Genomic DNA, 18,365 nt, shown 5'->3' on the forward strand with positions numbered 1-18,365 from the left:
CTTTTTCATGCGAATTTTACTTTGAGACGATCGACGTAGGCGATAAACAGACGGAATCGCTCTAACCAGAACTGGAAGAATGGACCGATGAGGAAGATCGACAAGACGGTACCGAAGAAAAGTGGTCCTCCGAGTGCCCAACCGATGAGGCAAGCAGTCAGTTCCATCCATGTCCGCATGGCACGGACAGACGTGTTGAAACGATCTGCTAAGGCGAGCGTCAATCCGTCGCGTGGACCAGCCCCGTATCCGACAGCAACATATAGCCCGGCCCCCATTCCCATGACAAATATACCGAACGTGAGCCAAATGATATTCACCATCATCCCTTCAAAAACAGGGAGCCATTGCTCGTTTAAAATCAAGTTCATAAATACCCCGACAAACACCGCGTTGACGAGCGTGCCGAACTGAGGACGGACGCGGTCGAGTATGTATTTGAATAGGACGAGTAGAAGTCCGACGCATAGGATGACCGTTCCGATTGAAATCGGGAGATGGTGGGCAATCCCGATATGGAGGACGTCCCACGTGGACACACCGAGATCTGCTGTAATCATGATGGATGACCCAAGTGCGAGTAAGAACAACCCGGTCATGAAAAGACCCCATTTGAAGAGAATACGTAAAAAGTGGATGGATCGAACGTGCACGAACATCGCCTCGTTTCAAAAGAATGATTGATTTATCTTAGCATAGGCGATGGAAAAACATGAAAAAAACGTCTCAGCTTGTTGGCTGAGACGCTGGATTTATTTCTTAGGTGATTTCTTTGCTTTGTTCTTTTTATAGTAATCGTAGACGAACGGTGCGACCGCCGTCGCGATTTTGATTAATGTTCCCATTTTGCCTTTCTTAGCCATAATGTTGCACCCCTTTCTCTTCTAAAACAATATATTCCACACAATTTGATTTTAAAAACATATCTCGAGCACATTCCAACCTCATGAATGGAATCATAACGCATCATACTAAGGAGTGGAGGAGGTCTATTCATGAAGACAATCATTTGGTACCAAAACGATTTACGTGTCGACGATCATTTGCCGCTTGAGGAAGCACTTCGCCATGACGACCCGATTGAAGGTCATTTTTTCATCAGTCCGAATCAGTTCATTGAAAATCGTTATGGTGTCATTCCGCTCGGGAACGAACGACTCCATTTCCTGAAAGAATCATTAGAGGATGTGGCCGGTTCACTCGATGCGCTCGGAATCCCATTTCACGTGCATGTCGGTCATCCGCTCGAGACGCTCGAACCGACAGATCGTCTCTTGTTTCAACGGGCCATCGGATACAATGAGCGCCGACGTGAAGAGGAGGTAATGAAAAAGTGGAAGGGGGAGTACAAAACGTTTGAAGGCTTCACATTATTTGATGAAGAATACATCCCGTTCGAGAAGATGCCGTTTCTCTTCACAGAGTTCCGAAAAGCGGTCGAATATGATGTCCGTCCTCGCGAACTGATCTCCCGGAAGGCGACGGCTGCCACGCGCGAGGTGCCGTTTTCGTTTCCGATTCAAGAAGTTGAGAAAGATCCAAGGACAGCATTTCCATTTAAAGGTGGCGAACTGGCAGCGAAGCGTCGATTAAATGACTATTTGTCCGTGCCGATTCGAACGTATAAGGAGACGAGAAATGGGTTTGGGGTCGATGACTCGACGAAGCTATCTGCGTATTTAGCGAACGGATCATTATCGCCACGACGGATATTTTTTGAACTTGAAGCGCATGAACGTACACATGGGGTGAACGAATCGACTTATTGGCTCTACTTTGAACTACTATGGCGTGAATTTTTCCAATGGGTCGCGCTCGTACAAGGGAAAAAACTGTTTCGGTCACAAGGCATCCGCTCGAAACGAAAAGACTGGCGAGTCGATCCGGATGTCGTAGAAACATGGCGACGAGGAGAGACGGGCGTCGATTTCGTCGATGCGTTCATGCGTGAACTGAATGCGACGGGATGGATGTCCAATCGGGGACGACAAATCGTTGCCAATTATTTCGCCAAAGAGTTAGAGCAAGACTGGCGCTACGGGGCTGCCTACTTTGAATCAAAATTGATCGATTACGACGTGGCGAGCAATTGGGGGAATTGGGCGTACCAAGCGGGTGTCGGAAACGACTCAAGGGACCGCCGTTTCAACATCGAGCGTCAACAGTTCACGTATGATCCGGACCGTGCGTTTCGTAACAAATGGTTGTGACCAAACTGTCACGAGAAGTCGGCGTTTCTCATTGACTTCTTTTTACAGAAGCGCTATAGTTAAATCAACAGATGGGATACCTGAGGTGTACGAGAGCCGCCTTCGTTATTTTGAGCCAACACTTTGAATACGGGAGACCGAACTGCTAACCAGATCAACTGCCTCATCACGTGCAGGAGGACTTGTGAAGGAAACGCTAGGTCACCCACCTGCATACGCAGGTTCAAAAGCAGGGCATCGTCACGGCACTCCGGGCCCCATCGATTTTTTTTAAAATACGTCGCGAGACGTCTTTTTTTTGAATATAATTCCGAGTAAAATAGTATGAGAAAATAGGATTAGTTGGAGGAAGAAATATGTTACACCAGTTTTCACGTAATGAATTGGCCATCGGTTCAGAAGGTCTTGATGCATTAAAGAATAAAACGGTCGCAATTTTAGGAGTCGGTGGCGTCGGATCGTTCGCCGCAGAGGCACTTGCCCGTAGCGGCGTCGGACGCATCGTCCTCGTCGATAAAGACGACATCGACATCACGAACGTCAACCGTCAGATCCATGCACTGTTGTCGACGGTCGGTCAACCGAAAGTCGAAGCGATGGGCAAGCGTCTCCTCGACATCAACCCGGACTTAGACCTCGTCCAATTGAAAATGTTTTATACAGAAGAGACATACGAAGAGTTCTTCGCACAAAACATCGACTACGTCATCGATGCATCAGACACGATCATTTATAAGATTCATTTAATCGTAGAGTGTAAGCGTCGCGGTATCCCGGTCATCTCGAGTATGGGGATGGCGAACAAAATGGACCCGACACGTATTAAAGTCGTCGACATTAAGGATACGTCATATGATCCAATCGCGAAGATGGTCCGTACCCGTCTACGTAAAGAAAAAATCTACAAAGGCGTCCCCGTCGTCTTCTCGGATGAGTCTCCGATTGTTACACGCGAAGACGTGAATGAAGTCGTCGGGAAGAAAGACGCGCCGATCCGCAAAGCGAAGATGCCACCGAGCTCGAACGCGTTCGTTCCATCGGTTGCAGGGCTTGTCGCTGCCGGCTATGTCATTAACGACTTGCTTGAAAAAGCTGGCGTCGAAATCAATCGCATCCAAAAATAAAACGACGCGGGCTCATTTCGAGTCGCGTCGTTTTTCCCAATAGTCGAGCCGCTTTTGAATTTGTTGCTCAAATCCACGTGGCGTCGGTTTATAGTAATTTGGTCGTTTTCTAGCCAAATTCTCTGGCCAGTAGTTTTGAGGAACGAACCCGTCTTTTTCGTCATGTGGATATTTGTATCCGACCCCGTTTCCAAGTTCACGTGCTCCTGGACTATGGGCGTCACGCAGGTGTACGGGTACAGGTCCACCCTCAACTGTCCGGACGTGATGGAGCGCCTTGTCAATCGCGGTGATAACCGCGTTCGATTTCGGTGCGGTCGCCAAATAGAGAACAGCTTCTGCGATCGGGATGCGGGCTTCCGGGAAACCGATATATTCGCTCGCACGAGCCGCCGCATCGACGATGAGTAGCGCGTTCGGATCGCTCATTCCGATATCTTCGGCGGCATGGACGTAAAGGCGACGCATGATGAAGCGTGGCGATTCGCCAGCCTCGATCATGACGGCGAGCCAGTAAAGCGCCGCATCCGGGTCAGACCCACGAATCGATTTGATGAACGCCGAGATGACGTCATAGTGTCGGTCACCCGTCTTATCGTATTTGATCGACTTCTGTTGAATCGACTCTTCCGCTACCTCAAGTGTGATGTGAATCTGTCCTTCCATTTCTGGCGTGGTCAAGACGGCGAGTTCGAGTGCGTTCAATAGGACACGGTAGTCACCATCCGCCATTTTGATATAATGGTCTGCAGCAGCTTCATCCATCTTGACGGGATAATTTCCGAGACCACGTGAGTCGTGTAGCGCCCGCTCAAGGACGATACGTAACTCCTCAGCACCTGGTGGCTCAAGTCGAAATACGGTCGCCCGTGATAAGAGAGCGGCGTTCACTTCAAAACTCGGGTTTTCGGTCGTCGCTCCGATGAGGACGAGCTTGCCGGACTCAAGGGCCGGGAGGAGCGCATCCTGCTGGAGCTTATTGAACCGGTGAATCTCATCTAAAAAGAGAATCGTCCGTTCGTCCTCATAATCATACCGGGACTCCGCTTCACGAATGACGTTCCGCAATTCATCGAGTTTGGCCGTGACGGCGTTCAATTGGACGAATGTCGCTTTCGTGTAATTCGAAATGACACGGGCGAGTGTCGTCTTCCCGGTGCCCGGTGGACCATATAAGATAATCGTACCGAGTCGGTCGGCTTCGATGGCACGGCGAAGCAGCTTGCCCTCGCCGATGATATGGCGCTGACCGATGACGTCATCTAACGTTTCGGGGCGCATGCGGTTGGCGAGCGGTCCGCCATTCGATTGATGAAACAAATCAGGCATACGTAACCATTCCTTTCGACAAACGTTTGTTCGATTAGTATAACAGAAGGAGACTTGAAGATGAAAATATCTACAAAGGGCCGCTATGGCTTAACGATCATGATTGCATTGGCGCGTGAGACAGACAACAAGCCGCTCAGCTTAAAGAAGATTGCGGCACGCCATGAGTTGCCGGAGCATTATTTGGAGCAGTTGATCGGCCCTCTCCGTAATGGGGGACTCGTCAAGAGTGTACGCGGTGCGTACGGCGGCTATCAGCTCGTCAAACCGGCAGAAGATGTGACGGCGGGTGAAATCATTCGGTTGCTCGAGGGACCTTTAGCCATCGTCGAAGATTCTGAAGCAGATGATGCGGTGAAACGAAAGCTATGGGATAAAATCAAAGATGCCATCGATACCGTCCTTGACGAAACGACACTTGCGGATCTCGCTGAAGAAGAGTCAGATGGCTACATGTTTTATATTTAAGAACGAGGTGACCTTAGATGAACTATTTTGATCACGCTGCGACGACGCCGATGCGACCGGAAGTCCTCGAAGCGATGACACCGTACTTTTTAGAAACATACGGGAACGCATCGAGCATCCACGGAATCGGGCGTAACGCTCGGGCGGCACTCGATTCGTCTCGTCGCGTCCTTGCCAAATGGATTGGTGCTTCACCGAACGAAATCGTCTTCACATCAGGTGGGACGGAGTCGGATAACTATGCCTTATTCGGTGCGGCATATGCCCACAAAGAAAAGGGCACACACATCATCACGACAAAAGTCGAGCACCATGCCGTCCTTCATGCAATGGAACAGCTCGAGCGTGAAGGTTTCGACGTCACATATCTTGATGTCGATGTTTCAGGAGCGGTCGATATAGAAGCGTTCCGGGCCGCGTTACGAGATGACACGATTCTCGTATCGATTATGTACGGAAACAATGAGGTCGGGACACGCCAGCCGATTCAAGAAATCGGGGAGTTGTTACAAGACCATCAGGCTCTCTTCCATACCGATGCGGTACAAGCGCTCGGTACAGAAGAAATTGATGTGAAGGCGATTCATGTCGATTTATTGTCGGCGTCCGCACATAAAGTGAATGGACCAAAAGGTATCGGTTTTCTTTTCATGAAAACAGGTGTAAAATTAGCGTCACGTTCTTTTGGTGGACAACAAGAACGTAAACGTCGAGCCGGCACGGAAAATGTTCCGGGTGCCGTCGGATTCCAAAAAGCAGCTGAACTCGTCATGACAGAGCGTGAAGACCGAGTGGCTCTCTATGAGTCGCTCGATCTCGCACTGCGTCAACGCCTTGACGAACTAGGCGTCACTTATGAGGTGAACGGGTCAAATCGTTTACCTCACATCGTGAACTTATACCTTCCTGGAATTGACCTTGAACCCTTCCTCATCATGATGGATATGCGGGGCATGGCGATTTCAAGCGGAAGTGCCTGCACGGCAGGGTCGGTCGAACCGTCCCACGTATTGTCGGCGATGTACGGGGATTCTGAGCGGACACGTCAGTCTGTTCGAATCAGTTTTGGCCACGGCAACTCGGTCGAGGACGCGAAACGGCTCGCGGAGCGACTTCAAGAAGTCGTCTCGACATTTATGAACGGAGTGAGATAGATGAATTTACGCACGAAAGCCCCTGAAGAGACGACGGTCGTCGTCGGCATGTCAGGTGGCGTCGATTCATCGGTGACGGCCCATGTGTTGAAAGAACAAGGGTATAACGTCATCGGGATTTTTATGAAAAACTGGGATGACACGGACGAAAACGGTGTATGTACGGCGACAGAGGACTATGAAGACGTCATCGCCGTCGCGAACCAAATCGGGATTCCGTATTACGCGGTCAACTTTGAAAAAGAATATTGGGACCGTGTCTTTGAATATTTCTTGGCAGAATATCGTCTCGGTCGTACACCGAACCCGGACGTCATGTGTAACAAAGAAATTAAATTCAAGGCGTTCCTTGACCATGCGCTTCGACTCGGTGCCGACTTTGTCGCAACCGGACACTATGCACAAGTGGAATACGTCGATGGCGAACACCGCTTGTTGCGCGGGAAAGACGACAACAAAGACCAAACGTATTTCTTGAATCAGTTGTCGCAAGATCAACTCGCGCGGACGATGTTCCCGATCGGTCATATGGACAAGAAAGATGTACGTGTCATTGCTGAAGAAGCAGGACTCGCGACAGCGAAGAAAAAAGATTCGACGGGAATCTGCTTTATCGGTGAGCGGAACTTTAAAGAGTTCCTGTCGGAATACCTTCCGTCACAACCTGGTGAAATGCGGACGCTCGACGGTGTCGTCAAAGGACGTCATGACGGGTTGATGTATTACACGCTCGGACAACGTCATGGTCTCGGCATCGGTGGCGACGGGGACCCTTGGTTCGTCGTCGGGAAAGATGTCGAGAACAATGTCTTGTTCGTTGGACAAGGCTTCCATCACGATGCGCTCTATTCAGATGCGCTCCTCGCTTCGAAACTTTCATGGACGGGAGCTGCTCCTGCAGGAGAGTTCCGGGCAACGGCGAAGTTCCGTTATCGTCAACAAGATGTCCCGGTCACGGTCGCTCCGCTCGAAAATGGCGAAGTCCTCGTCAAGTTCGATGAGCCACAACGTGCCATCACGCCAGGACAAGCGGTCGTCTTCTATGACGGCGACGTCTGTCTCGGTGGGGCAACGATTGACGAAGCGTACCGAAACGGAAAACGACTCGACTATATCGGATGAGGTGATTGATATGAACGCAAACGAACAAGGCATCCAAGCGATGCAGCAAGGTGAATTCGAACAGGCAGCCAAACATTTCAACGAGGCGATTGAAGCGAACCCGACGGACCCGACTGGTTTCGTCAACATGGGGACGTTGCTTCAGGCGATCAACGATTACGATCGTGCCGTCATCTTCTATGACAAAGCGATTGAACTCGATGGATCGTTCGGTGCCGCGCACTATGCGAAAGGTGCCCTTGCCTATGAACTTGAGCAATTGGAGTCAGCAGAGGCGTCGCTTCGCCAAGCGCTTCTTTCAGGGATGGACGATGCCGATCTTCATTTCATGCTCGGTTTGACGTACAAGGCGATGGGTGACTTCGTCCGCGCGATGCCACGCCTACGTGAAGCGAAGAAGCAATCGCCGGAAGACGTGGAAATCACGTTCCAATACGGACTTGCCCTCGCACAAAGTGAACAGCTCGAAGAGGCGGTCGTCGCGTTAGAAGAGACACTCGACCTCGATGCGAGTCATACGGATGCTCGTTACAACTTGGCAATCGCGTATGCTTTCTTGGGTGACCAGGAACGGACGTATTCCGAGCTACAACGCGTCCTTGAGATGCAACCAGACCATGAACTCGCACGTGACGCCATCGCGAAGATGGATGCACTGCTTGGAAACTGAAACGTATGAAGACGAAAGTGCCATCGCAATAGAGCGATGGCACTTTTTTAGGGATCGAAATCAAAGTTGTTTCGTCGTGATTTTAACGGGTTCTCCGGCAAACTCGCCGTATGCCTCGTCCATATTTTTCGTATACAGTTCGATGATGTTACGACTCGGGTCTTTAAAGTACGCCGAGCGTTCTTTTCCGTTCTTCGTCTCATCCTCGTCCCACGTCCGAAGTTTTACAGGGACATCCGTTTCATCTAGAATTTCGAGTGCCTGTTCAAACGACTCCATCGGAACGAAAAATGCGCAGTGAACATGGACGCCACCTTCATCGTAGAGCGTGTCCCATTCCGTCACGTCTTGTTTCCGGTTCGCATCCTCTTCTTCTGTGAAGTTCCGTTTTAACCAAAGCCCTAGTCGTGTATTACCTCCAATATAGAGCCACGTTGCCCACGGTTCGTTCGCCTGTTCTTGTGACTCGCTCGGTTCGGCATCGTCTCCGACCCATTGTTCGACGACAGGAAGACCTAATTTTCCATGCCAAAAGGCTACGGCTTCGTTCATGTCTGTCACTTCTAACACGAGTTCGCATAATCCGCTGACTGGAATTCGATTGCCCATAGATGATTCCTCCTTCAATGTGTCATTCGAACAGTTCCCCGTTTCATTAAATCAAAAACGCGACTAGCTGTGTTAAAGGGGGGGAATGACAACCTATAGAAGGAGGTCGAGTGGCTTGCGAAAATTCAGCATGGTCAGTGTGATCCTATTTTTTATTGTCGAATTTGTGTGGTTGAATCAATTATTTGAATCGGTAAATGAACGATTAGCGAACGGGAAATGGACGAACACGATTTTATATCAAGTGGTCGTTGAACCACGAGGACTCTTAACGTTATTACTCCTTTTGTTTGTGGCGCTCCTCATTGTCGGATGGATTGTTCATTATGTGTACAGTGAACAGAAGTCTTGGCAGGATACGTCTGAACATGTCGGTGTGGGGTGGGTCGTTCCATTGATTCTTGCAGTACTCGGATTCCTTATTCCGAACGTATACGTCCAAGTCGGGATGTTACTTTTACAATTGACGTTCATCCCGCTCATCCCATTCATCCATCAGACCGTCCCATTTTGGAAAGTCGTGACGAACTGGTTGATTCAACTAATGGTCATCGGACTCGTCTTGTTTGGGGCGAGGGGGATGCTTGAGGACTCGATTCGCATTGAAAAGACCGAGCTTTTCACAAAACTCGAGGCATATCAGGCGTCTGGGGACTTGGATAGGATTCAGCGTTTAATGGAAGAAGTGGACCTAGAACAAGTCGAACGCATCTTGGACCGAGTAGACCTTGAACAACTCATTCGTATTTTGGAAGTCGTCGATCTCGACCGAATCGAGCAAATCTTGAGTCTGTTCGACTAGGGTATTTGTTCAATCGATTCATCTCGGGCTATAATGGATGGTGGAAAAATAGCTGGAGGTGTCGGATATGATGGCAGCACCTTATGAGTTGACTGGAAAAGTCATTCGAGTCCTGTTTCAATCAGAAGAAGAGGCGCATACGATTGCGCTCGTACGTATAAAAGAAAAGAATTTTGAGACGGACGAGACCGAGATGGTCATCGCAGGCGTCGGGGTTGGCATCGAGAAAGGCGAGACGTATAAGGCGCACGGTCGTCTCGTTGATCATCCTCGATTCGGGAAACAGATGAAGGCGGATTGGATTCGCCGTGTCGTCCCGATGACGAAACGAGCTGCCGTCCGCTTTTTGACGAACGGGTCTTTCCCTGGAATCGGTCAAAAGACGGCACAGAAGATTGCGGATTCACTCGGCGACGATTGTATCGATCAAATCGTGAGACATCCGAGCATCCTGTCCGAAGTCGACGGATTGAAAGAAAAGCAGGCGCGTGTCATCACCGAGCGCCTGAACGTCTTATACGGGGTCGATCAGTTGCTTTTATTTCTCGCTCCGTTCGACGTGACACCACGTCTTGCCTCAAAAATCCATAAAGAGTACGAAGGACGGGCGATGGAGACGATTGAGAAAAATCCGTATGCGCTCATGTACGATGTACAGGGAATCGGCTTCAAGACGGCGGATGCGATTGCGGCGCACTTCGGAATTCAAGGCATTCATCCCGAACGCATTGCGGCAGCGGTGCTTTACGTATTAGAACTTGAACAAGGGAACGGTCATCTTTATGTAACGGCGGAGCAACTTGAAGCGGAGATGCCTCGAATCATCGGGGCCGATCCGGGTGATGCGCTCGTCACGGCATTAGAGTCGCTCGCCAAAGAAGAACGGGTCGTCATCGATGACGGGGTCGTCTATCACCCTCGTGTGTTCCGTGCTGAGCGGAAGGCGGCAGAGGAATTGGCACGCATCATGGCGACGTCGACGACTGAAGACGTGGACATGACGACCATCTTTGACGCGATTGGACGTGTCGAGGAGATGTTCTCGATTGAATATGCGACTCAACAACGAGAAGCCATCGAACTCGCGCTCAAATCACCACTCATGGTTCTGACTGGAGGGCCGGGTACCGGGAAGACGACGGTCGTCCGAGGCATCATTCATGCACTCAGTGACGTCTTTGATTGGAAATTAGACCCCGTTCCGAACCAGCCGTTCCCGTTCGTCTTGGCCGCACCAACGGGTCGAGCAGCGAAACGCCTCAGTGAGTCGACAGGGTTACCGGCCTCGACAATCCACCGTCTGTTGAAGTTCGACGGAAGTTCGTTCCAAGTCGATGAGACGAATCCGCTTGTCGGGAAAGTGCTCATCGTCGATGAGGCGTCGATGATTGACATCTTCTTGTTCCGAAGTTTGCTCAAAGCAGTACCAAACGGCATGAAGATTTTGTTCGTTGGAGACCGCGATCAGCTCCCGTCTGTCGGACCGGGGCAAGTACTTGCCGATTTGATGGCGACGGACGGGATTCCGGTCGTCCGCCTTGACGTCGTCCACCGTCAGGCGTCGGAGTCGAGCATCCTTCGTCTCGCCCATTCCTTGAACGCGAAGAAAATGCCAGACGATTTGTTGGCGGCGCTACCGGACCGACGTTTCTATACTGCGAACCAAGAGACGGCGCTTCAAGCGATTTGTCAGATGGCGGGAGCGGCCCTTCGGAAAGGGTATTCACCATTTGATATCCAAGTGCTCGCACCGACATATCGAGGGGTGTGTGGAATTGACGGACTGAATGAAGCACTCCAAAACGTATTCAATCCAAAATCGAGTGCCCGTGAAGTGAAGCATGGGACACGCATTTACCGAAATGGCGATAAGGTGCTTCAGCTCGTCAACAACGCCGAGGAGAACGTCTATAACGGGGACATCGGGGAAATCACGAACATCTTCTACGCGAAGGAAAACGTCGATAAAGTCGACAAGATTTATATCCGATTCGACCAGACAGAGGTCGAGTACAACCGTAGTGATTGGGACCAGTTCACCCACGCATACGCCATTACAATCCATAAGTCACAAGGATCCGAGTTTCCGATCGTGCTCATGCCGGTCTTCTTTAACGGTGGCTTCCGGTCGTCGCGTAACTTGATTTATACAGCCGTGACCCGGGCGAAGAAAAGTTTACTGTTGTTCGGGGACGTACGGGCACTCGAGGCGGCGACACGTGAAGAGGAACCCGTACGACGGACGAAATTGGTAGAACGGTTAGGCGGGAAGTCTTGACGTCTTCATAAGCGCGTGTGATAATGACGAATAGACAACTGAAACGATACAGACGATGAAGGAAATGAGTACGTCGTCACCACCTCTACAGAGACATCTTCCTAGGCTGCGAGAAGATGGAGGTCGGCCGACCGAAGCTATTCTGGAGTCCCCACTCAACCTGGGCGCCTCATCCACGTTAACGGATGTTCGAGGCACGGTGTTTACCGTGCGAACGAGGGTGGTACCACGAAGCGATGCTTTCGTCCCTTTCCACAGGGGCAGGCATCGCTTTTTTTCGTTTCGTTCAGAAATAAGGAGGAATTGTTCATGAAACCGCTCAAATCATTGACTGGCGCACAGATTCGCCAAATGTACTTAGATTTCTTCAAATCAAAAGGGCACAGCGTGGAGCCGAGTGCTTCACTCGTACCGGTTGAAGATCCGACTTTGTTGTGGATCAACTCTGGTGTCGCGACATTGAAAAAATACTTTGATGGACGCGTCATCCCTGCGAATCCGCGGATCGTCAACGCACAAAAATCGATTCGGACGAACGATATCGAGAACGTCGGGAAGACAGCACGTCACCATACGTTCTTCGAAATGCTCGGGAACTTCTCCGTCGGTGAATACTTCCGTGAAGAAGCGATCACATGGGGCTGGGAACTGTTGACGAGCGACGAGTGGTACGGACTTGACCCGGACCGTCTCTCGGTCACGATTCACCCGGACGATGAAGAATCAAAACAAATCTGGTTGAATCTCGGCATGCCGGCTGACCGCATCATCCCACTTGAAGATAACTTCTGGGAAATCGGGGAAGGCCCATCTGGTCCGAACACGGAGATCTTCTTTGATCGTGGACCGGCGTTTGGAGACGACCCGACAGACCCTGAACTTTATCCGGGTGGGGAGAACGAGCGCTACCTTGAAATCTGGAACATCGTGTTCAGCCAATATAACCATGACGGGCACGGGAACTATACAGAACTTCCACGTAAAAACATTGATACAGGGATGGGACTCGAACGGATGGCGAGCGTCCTTCAAGACGTACCGACAAACTTCGATACCGACCTCTTCATGCCGATCATTCGTGAAACTGAAAAAATCAGTGGCGACGTATACCGTCAAGACAGCAGCAAAGACGTTGCCTTCAAAGTCATCGCGGACCACATCCGTACCGTATCGTTCGCAATCGGTGACGGGGCACTCCCGTCGAACGAAGGACGTGGCTATGTCCTCCGTCGTCTTCTCCGTCGTGCTGTCCGTTATGCGAAGATGCTCGGCATCGAACGTCCGTTCATGTATGAGCTCGTCGACGTTGTTGGTGACATCATGGTCGACTTCTACCCACAAGTGAACGAGAAGAAAGACTTCATCAAAAAAGTCATCAAGAACGAGGAAGAGCGTTTCCATGAGACGTTGAACGACGGACTCGCGATTTTAAACGAAGTGGCGAAAGCACAAAAAGCAGCTGGGTCAAACATCATCAGCGGTCAAGATGCATTCCGTCTCTATGACACGTACGGTTTCCCACTCGAATTGACAATCGAATACGCAGAAGACCATCAGATGACGGTCGACGAAGATGGATTCAAAGAAGCGATGAATGAGCAGCGTGAACGTGCACGTCAAGCGCGCGCTGATGTGGAATCGATGCAGATTCAGTCAGGTGTACTCGCGGACATCACGATGCCATCGACGTTCCTCGGTTACAACAATCTTGAAACGAACGCAAAAATCATCAGCTTGATTCACAACGGTGAACTCGCTGACGTCGTCGCTGCCGGAGAAGAAGCACAAGTGATTCTTGATCAGACGCCATTCTACGCTGAGAGCGGCGGTCAAATCGGTGATAAAGGACAAATCGTCGGAGAAGACTTCCTTCTTCGCGTGAAAGATGTGTCGAAAGCACCGAACGGACAGAACTTGCACACGGTCACAGTCGAGTCAGGTGTGGCGAAAGCGGAAGTAGCCGTCACGGCTACTGTCGACCAAGCATCGCGTCAAGCCATCGTCAAGAACCACACGGCGACGCACCTCTTGCACCGCGCACTGAAAGATACGCTCGGTGAGCACGTCAACCAGGCCGGTTCACTCGTGACGCCAGACCGTCTTCGTTTTGACTTCTCTCACTTTGGTCAAGTGACACCTGAAGAGCTTCAATCCATTGAGCGTCAAGTGAATGAGAAGATTTGGGCATCGATTGGTGTCGACATCGAAGAGATGAACATTGCGGATGCGAAAGCAAAAGGAGCGATGGCACTCTTTGGTGAGAAGTATGGGGATGTCGTTCGTGTCGTATCAGCAGGGGATTACTCAGTAGAGCTTTGTGGTGGGATTCACGTCTCCAACACGGCTGAAATCGGACTCTTTAAAATCTTGTCTGAATCAGGGATTGGCGCTGGGACGCGTCGAATTGAAGCGGTCACGGGAGCTGGCGCATATGAAGTGATGAACCAGCAAATCGAAACGCTTGAAGCGACAGCGAAGTTGTTGAAGACGAAACCACTTGAAGTTCCTGCACGCGTGCAAGCACTTCAAGCTGAAATCAAAGAAGTCGAACGTGCTTCAGAGTCGCTCAAAGCGAAGCTTGCTAATATCGAAGCCTCTTCATTGACGGATTCAATCGAAACAATCGCTGGCGTTCAATTGATTGCAAAACGCGTCGATGGACAAGACATGGATGCCCTCCGTAGCATGGTCGATGATTTGAAAGGGAAACTCGGTTCTGCCGTGATTATCCTCGGGTCGGCAAATGGGGAGAAGGTCAACCTCGTCGCAGGTGTGACGAAAGACTTGAACGACCGTGGCTTCCATGCCGGAAAACTCATTAAAGAAGTCGCGACACGCTGCGGTGGTGGCGGTGGCGGTCGTCCAGACATGGCACAAGCAGGTGGCCGTGACGCAACAAAACTGGACGAAGCATTGAAGTTTGCTTCACATTACGTCGAATCACTGGCATAATAGACTGTGAAGTGCAAACGGAAAGAGGTGGATTCTTGTGAGCCAAATGGATCGCACGATGCAATTCAATTTTCCAGAAGATGATCAACGTGCCAACACACGTGAGACGCTGATTACGGTATATCAAGCACTCGAGGAAAAAGGTTATCAACCGATCAATCAAATCGTGGGATACTTATTGTCAGGTGACCCCGCCTACATCCCACGTCATAATGATGCGCGAAACTTGATTCGCAAAATTGAGCGGGATGAACTTCTCGAAGAGTTGGTCAAATCGTATTTGAACGATCGTAGAGAGGATTAATATGAAGCGAGTCATGGGACTCGATGTCGGTTCGAAGACGATTGGTGTCGCGGTAAGTGACCTGATGGGATGGACAGCACAAGGTGTGGAGACGGTCTACTGGACTGAACCCGACTTTGACGAAGCTGTCCGTCTCCTTCGTCCGTTCATCGAGCAGTACGATGTGAAAGAAGTTGTCGTCGGTCACCCGAAAAACATGAATGGGACGGTCGGTCCGCGTGGTGAGGCGTCCGAGGCGTTTGCCGAGGCCTTTACGGAACAGACAGGGTTACCGTGCGTGTTGGTGGATGAACGATTGACGACGATGCAAGCGGAACGGATGCTCATTTCAGCAGATGTCAGCCGCAAAAAGAGAAAAGCGGTCATCGACAAAATGGCGGCCGTGATGATTTTACAAAACTACCTGGATCGTTCCGGGAAATAAGGAGGAATCTCTCATGGCAGAAATCCGTCGTGAAGAAGAAATGTACCGTATTCCAGACGAAAATGGAGACGAACATTTATTTGCAGAAATTTTCCGTATGACAAGTGACCGTACGAAGAAGACATTCGTTGTCCTCGAGCCGGTCGGCGCTCCAGAAACAGAAGATGAAGATACAATTGAAGTGTATGCATTTGAAATTGAAGAACTTGAAGATGGCGAATTCATCTTGAAGCTCGTCGAAGACGATGAAGACTTTGACGAAGTGATGGAAGCATTCGATATCGTCAATGACGAAGTCGGTCTAGACTAAATAGGGGACGGGCGGCTAGGGAACATCCCTCGTCGCCTCTCTTTATAAAAAGAACAGGGGAGAAATGCATGAATCATCCATCTATGTCAGATGAGAAACGTGCCCGCAACCGGATCGTCCGTCGCATTACGGTTGTCATCCTTGCCATCTTCCTTCTCGTCATCGCCACAGGGTCGGCGCTCGCTTACGTCTTTGTGAAGCGCTCTGTCGAACCGATTGACCCCACTTCAACTGAAACGGTCGAGGTCGAAATCCCGCTCGGTGCCGGTTCGGGATATATTGGTGAATTACTTGAAGAGAACGGGCTTGTAAGGAATAGCACGATTTTCCGTTTCTACACACGCTTTAAGAACGAATCATCGTTCCAGGCGGGGACGTATACGTTGTCTCCGTCACAATCAATCGATGAATTGATTGAAACGTTGCAAACAGGTAAAGTCATAGTGGTCCCAGATATCAAGCTCGTCATTCCGGAAGGATTCACAATCGATCAGGTGATCACGCGACTCGCTAAGGTTGCCGAAATCCCGAAAGAAGAGATTTCTGAGCAGTTGAGCGACCGTGAATACATTCAGTCTCTCGTGAATGAGCATGAGATGTTGACGGATGAAGTATTGCAGGACGGGATTTATCATCCGCTTGAAGGATACCTGTTCCCAGCCACCTATGAGTTTAATAAAGGGGTCACACTCAACGAGATTATCGATGAGATGTTGAAACCGACAGAAAGTATGTACCAAGAATACAAAGATCGTCTAGCCGATTCCGGACGCACGTTCCATGAAACACTCTCGCTCGCATCTGTTGTCGAGAAAGAGGCCGTGTCGACGGAAGACCGAAAAGAAATTGCCGGTGTATTCGAGAATCGCTTGAACGACGGGATGAAATTACAATCTGACCCGACCGTTTGGTACGGTACTGGGGAGTCATCGATTTTCACTTCATTTGCTGACCTTGAGAACGACTCGCTATACAATACGTATCGTTATGAAGGTATTCCAATCGGGCCAATCGCGGCTGTTAGCCGTGACGCGTTCGAGGCGGTGTTGAACCCAAATGATACAGAGAACATCTACTTCTACGCACGCCCTCCACGTGAAGGGTTCCCGAATGGGGAAGTCTTGTTCGAAGTCGATTATGAGGCTCACCAACAAAACGTCAATAAATACCGTTCCGAATGGGAAGCGTTTGAAGAAGCAAACAGTAATTGATGGGACGACCGGAAGCGGATGCTTCCGGTCGTTTGAATGAAGAGAATTAAGAGGTGGAACGAGTGGACCATGCATCCTATGAAGGATATGTAGAACAATTGATCAATGACCGCTCCCCGCTGTTGATGGAGATGGAGGCGTTCGCACGTGTGCATCATGTTCCAATCATGGATTTGACCGGATCGGAAGTGTTGCTCTCCTTATTGGCGATGCAACGGCCGGCCCGTATCCTTGAAGTGGGGACGGCTATCGGTTATAGTGCCATTCGCATGGCGGAGTTGTTACCAGAGGCGGAAATCGTCACGATTGAACGAAATGCGCGACGATTCGAAGAGGCGACTGGGTTCATCGGTCGATCGGATGTACACGATCGGATTACGCTTATCCATGGCGATGCCGTCGAGCTGATTGGAACGATTGAAGGTGAGTTCGATGCCGTATTTATTGATGCGGCAAAAGGACAATATCAAAAATTTTTTGATGGGTATGGCGCTTTAGTACCAATTGGTGGTACGATTTACAGCGATAATTTGTTTTTACGAGGGGACGTCTTGCTTGAGGATGTGTCAGTACTTGACCGACGCCGACGCAGGCTCGTTCGTCTCGTAAAACAGTTTACTGAGCAATTGATGGCACGGACCGATTATCATACTGCAATTTTGCCCCTTGGTGATGGCCTAGCAATCAGTCGTAAATTACGATGAGGAGGACTTAACTTTGATGCAACATAAACCCGTCATTATTGGCGTGGCCGGGGGTACCGGATCAGGAAAAACGACCGTGGCCCGCGCGCTCGTTGATGCGTTTCAAGGTCAATCGGTCGTCATGATCGAACAAGACGCGTATTATAAAGATCAATCAGAGATGACGATGGAGGAACGGTACAAAACGAATTACGACCACCCCTTCGCCTTTGATAACGATTTGCTAATTGAACATATCCAACAATTACAACAGCATCAAGCTGTCGAAAAGCCGGTATATGATTATGCCGCCCATACACGGTCAGATGAGACGATTTTGATCGAACCGGTCGATGTCGTCATCGTAGAGGGGATTTTGGCACTTGAGGATGCCCGTTTGCGTGAATTGATGGATATTAAAGTGTTCGTGGATACCGATGCTGACGTTCGAATTTTACGACGCATGCAGCGTGATATCAATGAACGTGGACGTTCAATCGACTCGGTCGTGGCGCAGTACACGAATGTCGTCCGCCCGATGCATTTGCAGTTCTGCGAACCGACGAAGCGTTATGCAGACATTATCGTTCCTGAAGGCGGAGAGAACTTTGTTGCCATTGACCTACTTGTGACAAAAATCCGTTGGGTGCTCACTGAGCGCAATCGCGCGTGAGGAAATAAATCGTTTTCAATTCAACCCTAGCTGTAATATACT

Annotated in this window: 18 protein-coding genes and 1 other RNA gene; 16 read left to right on the forward strand and 3 right to left on the reverse strand. The window is 50.1% G+C overall.

Annotated features, from left to right (window positions below; translation table 11 throughout):
* Nucleotides 1–5 precede the first annotated feature (5 nt).
* A complete protein-coding gene (locus KNO66_RS01455; RefSeq protein WP_214737579.1) occupies nt 6–659 on the reverse strand; it encodes a DUF6198 family protein in 654 nt (217 codons plus the stop codon).
* 336 nt (nt 660–995) lie between these two features.
* Here KNO66_RS01455 and KNO66_RS01460 point away from each other — a divergent pair, with 336 nt between their 5' ends.
* The 3 genes from KNO66_RS01460 (at nt 996) to KNO66_RS01470 (ending at nt 3,334) form a co-directional block, all read left to right on the forward strand.
* Nucleotides 996–2,210, forward strand: a complete 1,215-nt coding sequence (locus tag KNO66_RS01460) for a DASH family cryptochrome (protein WP_214739758.1) — start codon at nt 996–998, stop codon at nt 2,208–2,210.
* A gap of 74 nt (nt 2,211–2,284) precedes the next feature.
* Nucleotides 2,285–2,471, forward strand: a non-coding RNA gene (gene ssrS / locus KNO66_RS01465) — 6S RNA.
* Nucleotides 2,472–2,566: 95 nt separating this feature from the next.
* Nucleotides 2,567–3,334, forward strand: a complete 768-nt coding sequence (locus KNO66_RS01470) for a tRNA threonylcarbamoyladenosine dehydratase (protein ID WP_214687847.1) — start codon at nt 2,567–2,569, stop codon at nt 3,332–3,334.
* A 12-nt stretch (nt 3,335–3,346) separates the two neighbouring features.
* On the opposite strand, the gene KNO66_RS01475 is transcribed toward KNO66_RS01470, so the two are convergent.
* Nucleotides 3,347–4,663: a replication-associated recombination protein A gene (locus KNO66_RS01475; protein ID WP_214739760.1), complete on the reverse strand. Its 1,317-nt coding sequence runs from the start codon at nt 4,661–4,663 to the stop codon at nt 3,347–3,349.
* Between the two features lie 60 nt (nt 4,664–4,723).
* Between KNO66_RS01475 and cymR the strand changes: the two genes are divergently transcribed.
* Genes cymR through KNO66_RS01495 form a run of 4 tightly spaced genes read left to right on the forward strand, consistent with a single transcriptional unit; the run spans nt 4,724 to nt 8,077 of the window.
* Complete coding sequence (gene cymR / locus KNO66_RS01480) at nt 4,724–5,131, forward strand: cysteine metabolism transcriptional regulator CymR (protein WP_214739762.1); 408 nt, start codon at nt 4,724–4,726, stop codon at nt 5,129–5,131.
* A gap of 17 nt (nt 5,132–5,148) precedes the next feature.
* Nucleotides 5,149–6,285, forward strand: a complete 1,137-nt coding sequence (locus KNO66_RS01485) for a cysteine desulfurase family protein (protein WP_214739764.1) — start codon at nt 5,149–5,151, stop codon at nt 6,283–6,285.
* Nucleotides 6,286–7,407 carry a tRNA 2-thiouridine(34) synthase MnmA gene (gene mnmA, locus KNO66_RS01490; RefSeq protein ID WP_214739766.1) on the forward strand — a complete coding sequence of 374 codons (1,122 nt, stop codon included), beginning with the start codon at nt 6,286–6,288 and terminating at the stop codon, nt 7,405–7,407. It begins immediately after the preceding gene.
* A 10-nt stretch (nt 7,408–7,417) separates the two neighbouring features.
* On the forward strand, nt 7,418–8,077 hold the full coding sequence (locus tag KNO66_RS01495) for a tetratricopeptide repeat protein (RefSeq protein ID WP_214739768.1): 660 nt from the start codon (nt 7,418–7,420) through the stop codon (nt 8,075–8,077).
* A 60-nt stretch (nt 8,078–8,137) separates the two neighbouring features.
* On the opposite strand, the gene KNO66_RS01500 is transcribed toward KNO66_RS01495, so the two are convergent.
* Entirely contained in the window at nt 8,138–8,686 is a 549-nt protein-coding gene (locus tag KNO66_RS01500) for a VOC family protein (RefSeq protein ID WP_214739770.1), read from the reverse strand.
* 115 nt (nt 8,687–8,801) lie between these two features.
* Here KNO66_RS01500 and KNO66_RS01505 point away from each other — a divergent pair, with 115 nt between their 5' ends.
* From KNO66_RS01505 to udk, 9 genes are all read left to right on the forward strand, one after another.
* Nucleotides 8,802–9,488, forward strand: coding sequence for a hypothetical protein (locus KNO66_RS01505; RefSeq protein ID WP_214739772.1), 687 nt, complete (start codon nt 8,802–8,804; stop codon nt 9,486–9,488).
* A 70-nt stretch (nt 9,489–9,558) separates the two neighbouring features.
* Complete coding sequence (gene recD2, locus KNO66_RS01510) at nt 9,559–11,766, forward strand: SF1B family DNA helicase RecD2 (protein WP_251128042.1); 2,208 nt, start codon at nt 9,559–9,561, stop codon at nt 11,764–11,766.
* 309 nt (nt 11,767–12,075) lie between these two features.
* A complete protein-coding gene (alaS, locus tag KNO66_RS01515) occupies nt 12,076–14,718 on the forward strand; it encodes an alanine--tRNA ligase (RefSeq protein WP_214739776.1) in 2,643 nt (880 codons plus the stop codon).
* A 37-nt stretch (nt 14,719–14,755) separates the two neighbouring features.
* A complete protein-coding gene (locus KNO66_RS01520; RefSeq protein WP_015881196.1) occupies nt 14,756–15,022 on the forward strand; it encodes an IreB family regulatory phosphoprotein in 267 nt (88 codons plus the stop codon).
* A gap of 1 nt (nt 15,023) precedes the next feature.
* Entirely contained in the window at nt 15,024–15,446 is a 423-nt protein-coding gene (gene ruvX / locus KNO66_RS01525) for a Holliday junction resolvase RuvX (protein WP_015881197.1), read from the forward strand.
* Between the two features lie 13 nt (nt 15,447–15,459).
* Nucleotides 15,460–15,756, forward strand: coding sequence for a DUF1292 domain-containing protein (locus KNO66_RS01530; protein ID WP_214739778.1), 297 nt, complete (start codon nt 15,460–15,462; stop codon nt 15,754–15,756).
* Between the two features lie 68 nt (nt 15,757–15,824).
* The gene (gene mltG, locus KNO66_RS01535) at nt 15,825–16,967 is read left to right on the forward strand and encodes an endolytic transglycosylase MltG (protein WP_214739780.1); all 1,143 of its coding nucleotides are present in this window, start codon (nt 15,825–15,827) and stop codon (nt 16,965–16,967) included.
* 62 nt (nt 16,968–17,029) lie between these two features.
* Complete coding sequence (locus KNO66_RS01540) at nt 17,030–17,671, forward strand: O-methyltransferase (protein WP_214742353.1); 642 nt, start codon at nt 17,030–17,032, stop codon at nt 17,669–17,671.
* 16 nt (nt 17,672–17,687) lie between these two features.
* The gene (udk, locus tag KNO66_RS01545) at nt 17,688–18,323 is read left to right on the forward strand and encodes a uridine kinase (RefSeq protein WP_214739782.1); all 636 of its coding nucleotides are present in this window, start codon (nt 17,688–17,690) and stop codon (nt 18,321–18,323) included.
* Nucleotides 18,324–18,365 lie beyond the last annotated feature (42 nt).

This window comes from Exiguobacterium sp. s48, from assembly GCF_018617395.1.
Taxonomy (GTDB): domain Bacteria; phylum Bacillota; class Bacilli; order Exiguobacteriales; family Exiguobacteriaceae; genus Exiguobacterium.